Genomic DNA, 3,195 nt, shown 5'->3' with positions numbered 1-3,195 from the left:
GATAGGGCACGCCCAGCCCGCCGCCCAGATCCATGTGCGTCACCGAAAGCCCTTGCTCGCGCAGCGCTCGCATCAGATCGCCCATCTTGGCAAAGGCCAGGCGCGAGGGTTCGAGGTCGGTGATCTGACTGCCGATATGCACCGCCAGACCGCGCATCGTCAGCCCCGGCAGTGCCGAGAGCCGCGCATAGATTTCTGCAGCGCGATCGTAAGGAACGCCGAACTTGTTCTCGGACTTGCCGGTGGAAATCTTGGCGTGGGTCTTGGCATCCACATCGGGATTGACCCGCAGCGTGGCAGTGGCGACCATGCCGCGCTCGGCGGCGATCGCAGCCAGCTCGACGCCTTCCTCTTCGCTTTCCAGGTTGAATTGGCCCAGCCCCGCATCCAGCGCCTCGGCCATCTCACGCCCGGTCTTGCCCACGCCGGAGAAGACGATGTCCGCACCGGGCATGCCGGCCGCCAGCGCGCGATGCATTTCGCCCGCCGAGACGACATCCGCGCCATAGCCTTCCTTCGCCAGCAGCTTCAGCACCGCCAGGTTCGGGTTGGACTTGACCGCAAACGCCAGGTGGACACGCGGCAGCGCGCTCAACGCCTCGCGAAAGACGCGGGCATGGCGCGTCAGCGTGGCGCGCGAATAAACATAGACGGGCGTGCCCACCGCTGCGGCGATCGCGGCCAGCGGCACATCCTCGGCGTGCAACGCGCCGTTCTTCAGCTCGAAATGGTCCATGGGGCCTTACTTGTCTTCGGGAGGCGGCAGGTCGAACGGATCGTCCTCACGCTCTTCGGAGCGGGTGCGAAGCTCTACGCTGCGTTCGGGAATGGCGAGCGTCGGCGTGCGCAGCAACTCGGTGGGTTGCGGCTGCACCGCGCGGCCATACGGCGCGGGCGGCAGCTGCTGGCCGGGTTTCAGCGCCAGGTCCTTGCGCGAACCGCACGCGGCCAGCGCGCTCAGCAGGCCGCACGCGATCAGGATACGAGTTGCGTGTTTCACCGTCATTCGCCTTCCAGCGCCTGCCGAGCATCGGCGACACGCTTGCGCACCTCGTCCGGAGCGGTGCCGCCATGCGACTTGCGCGCAGCGACCGACGCCTCGACCGAGAGTGCGGAGAATACTCGCTCATCGATGCGGTTGTCGATCTGTTTGAGATCGGCGAGCGGCAACTGGTCCAGCGGTACGCCGCGCTGTTCGGCCAGCTTCACCACGGTGCCGGTGATATGATGCGCTTGGCGGAAGGGAATGTCCGCCTGGCGCACCAGCCAGTCGGCCAGGTCGGTCGCGGTGGCGAAGCCCAGCTCGGCGGCGGCACGCATCCGATCGGTGCGGAACCGCGTTTCCGCGACCATCCCGGTCATCGCCGCTATCGACAACGCCAGCAAGCCCGCCGCCTCGAACACCGGCGGCTTATCGTCCTGCATGTCTTTCGAGTAGGCGAGAGGCAGGCCCTTCATCGTCATCATCAACGAGACAAGGCAGCCCGAGATTCGCCCGGCGTGCCCGCGCACCAGCTCTGCCGCATCGGGATTTTTCTTCTGCGGCATGATCGAGCTGCCGGTGGAGAGCGAATCGGGCAAGGCCACGAAACCGAACGGCTGGCTGGCCCAGATGATGAACTCCTCCGCCAATCGCGACAGGTGCAGCGCGCACTGGCTGGCGGCCATCAGGTAATCCAGCGCGAAGTCCCGGTCTGATACCGAATCGAGGCTGTTGGCGGTCGGAGCATCGAAGCCCAGCGCCTGCGCCGTCATCTCGCGATCGATCGGAAAGCCGGTTCCCGCCAACGCTGCCGCACCCAGTGGCGACTTGTTGAGGCGCTTGCGCGCGTCCGCAAACCGCGAGCGATCGCGCGCGATCATCTCGTAATAGGCCATCAAGTGGTGGCCCAGCGTGACGGGCTGTGCGGTCTGCAAGTGGGTGAAACCAGGCATGATGCTTTCGGCATGCTCGCCCGCACGGGCCACCAGTGCGCCCTGCAGCGCCCGCAATCCGGCGTCGGCATCGTCCATCACGTCGCGCACCCAGAGGCGGAAGTCGGTCGCCACCTGGTCGTTGCGGCTGCGCGCGGTGTGGAGGCGGCCGGCCACGGGGCCGATCAGCTCGGCCAGGCGGCTCTCCGTGGTCATGTGGATGTCTTCGAGGCTCCAGTCCTCGGGCACGCCGTGGGCTTCGTATTCGACCGCTACGGCGTCCAGGCCCTTGACGATGGTCACCGCATCCTCGTCGGAGACGATGCCCATCGCGCCCAGCATCGTCACATGCGCCTTGCTGGCGCGGATGTCCTGTCGCCACAATGCCTTGTCGAAGGGGATCGAGGCATTTATCTCGCGCATGATCGCCGAGGGCCCTTCCGCGAAGCGCCCGCCCCACATCTGATTGCCCCCCGGGGCGTTTCCGGAGCCTGTGCCCTTGCTGTCGTCCCGCTCGTTCAAACTCGCCGCCCTTGGTTTCGCGCTATTCGTCGCGGGGTGCGATAAGCAAACCCCACAGCCGGTGCAACCGGACGAAAGCCCTTCCGAACTGCCCAAGAGCGAAAAGCTGTCCGGCACGCTGGATCGTTCGCACAAGGGCGAGGCGATGCCGGACCTGACCTTGACCGACGCCAGCGGCAAAAAGCTGGCCATGGCATCGCTGCGCGGCAAGCCGACGCTGGTGAACCTGTGGGCCACATGGTGCGCGCCCTGCGTGGTCGAACTGCCCACGCTGGACCGGCTGGTGGACCTGCAGGAAGGCAAGCTGCGCGTCGTCACCGTCTCGCAGGACATGACGGGCACGGAAAAGGTGGCCTCCTTCATCAAGGAGCGCGGGGGTGACAACTTGGAGCCCTGGGTCGACGCCAAGGGAGAGCTGGGCGCGAAGTATCAGGTGCAGACGCTGCCCACGACGATCCTCTATAATGCGCAGGGGCAGGAAGTGTGGCGCTTCACCGGCGGCAAGATCTGGACCAACGTGGAAGCGCTGCAACTGATCGCCGAGGCCCGCTGAACGAGAGAACGGCAGGCCCCTCCCCCGTTCGTGTCGAGCGAAGTCGAGACACCAACGGGGCATGAGCGATGGTGATCGCGCGCACTGCCCTTGCATTGCCACACCATTTCCGTAAGCGTGCAAGATGCATAGCGTTCAAGAAACCCTCGCGGAATTGGTCCGCGTTTACGAAGCCGCCGTCTCCACGTTGAAGGCCGATATCGCCG

The 3,195-nt window shown here is 65.8% G+C and carries 4 protein-coding genes; 1 reads left to right on the top strand and 3 read right to left on the bottom strand.

What is annotated here, in order from left to right:
* The 3 genes from ACHWRX_RS04560 to argH form a co-directional block, all read right to left on the bottom strand.
* The coding region (locus tag ACHWRX_RS04560; RefSeq protein WP_394658255.1) for a diaminopimelate decarboxylase family protein at positions 1 to 736 on the bottom strand (736 nt) is incomplete at its 3' end.
* 6 nt (positions 737 to 742) lie between these two features.
* Entirely contained in the window at positions 743 to 1,006 is a 264-nt protein-coding gene (locus ACHWRX_RS04555; protein WP_183616548.1) for a hypothetical protein, read from the bottom strand.
* Entirely contained in the window at positions 1,003 to 2,376 is a 1,374-nt protein-coding gene (gene argH / locus ACHWRX_RS04550) for an argininosuccinate lyase (protein ID WP_394658256.1), read from the bottom strand. The genes ACHWRX_RS04555 and argH overlap by 4 nt, the downstream gene beginning before the upstream one ends.
* Positions 2,377 to 2,497: 121 nt before the next feature.
* Here argH and ACHWRX_RS04545 point away from each other — a divergent pair, with 121 nt between their 5' ends.
* A complete protein-coding gene (locus ACHWRX_RS04545; protein WP_394658254.1) occupies positions 2,498 to 2,989 on the top strand; it encodes a TlpA family protein disulfide reductase in 492 nt (163 codons plus the stop codon).
* The last annotated feature ends 206 nt before the right edge of the window (positions 2,990 to 3,195 follow it).

The organism is uncultured Novosphingobium sp. (genome assembly GCF_964277725.1).
Taxonomy (GTDB): domain Bacteria; phylum Pseudomonadota; class Alphaproteobacteria; order Sphingomonadales; family Sphingomonadaceae; genus Novosphingobium; species Novosphingobium fluoreni.
This window is presented reverse-complemented; position numbering and strand designations above follow the sequence as displayed.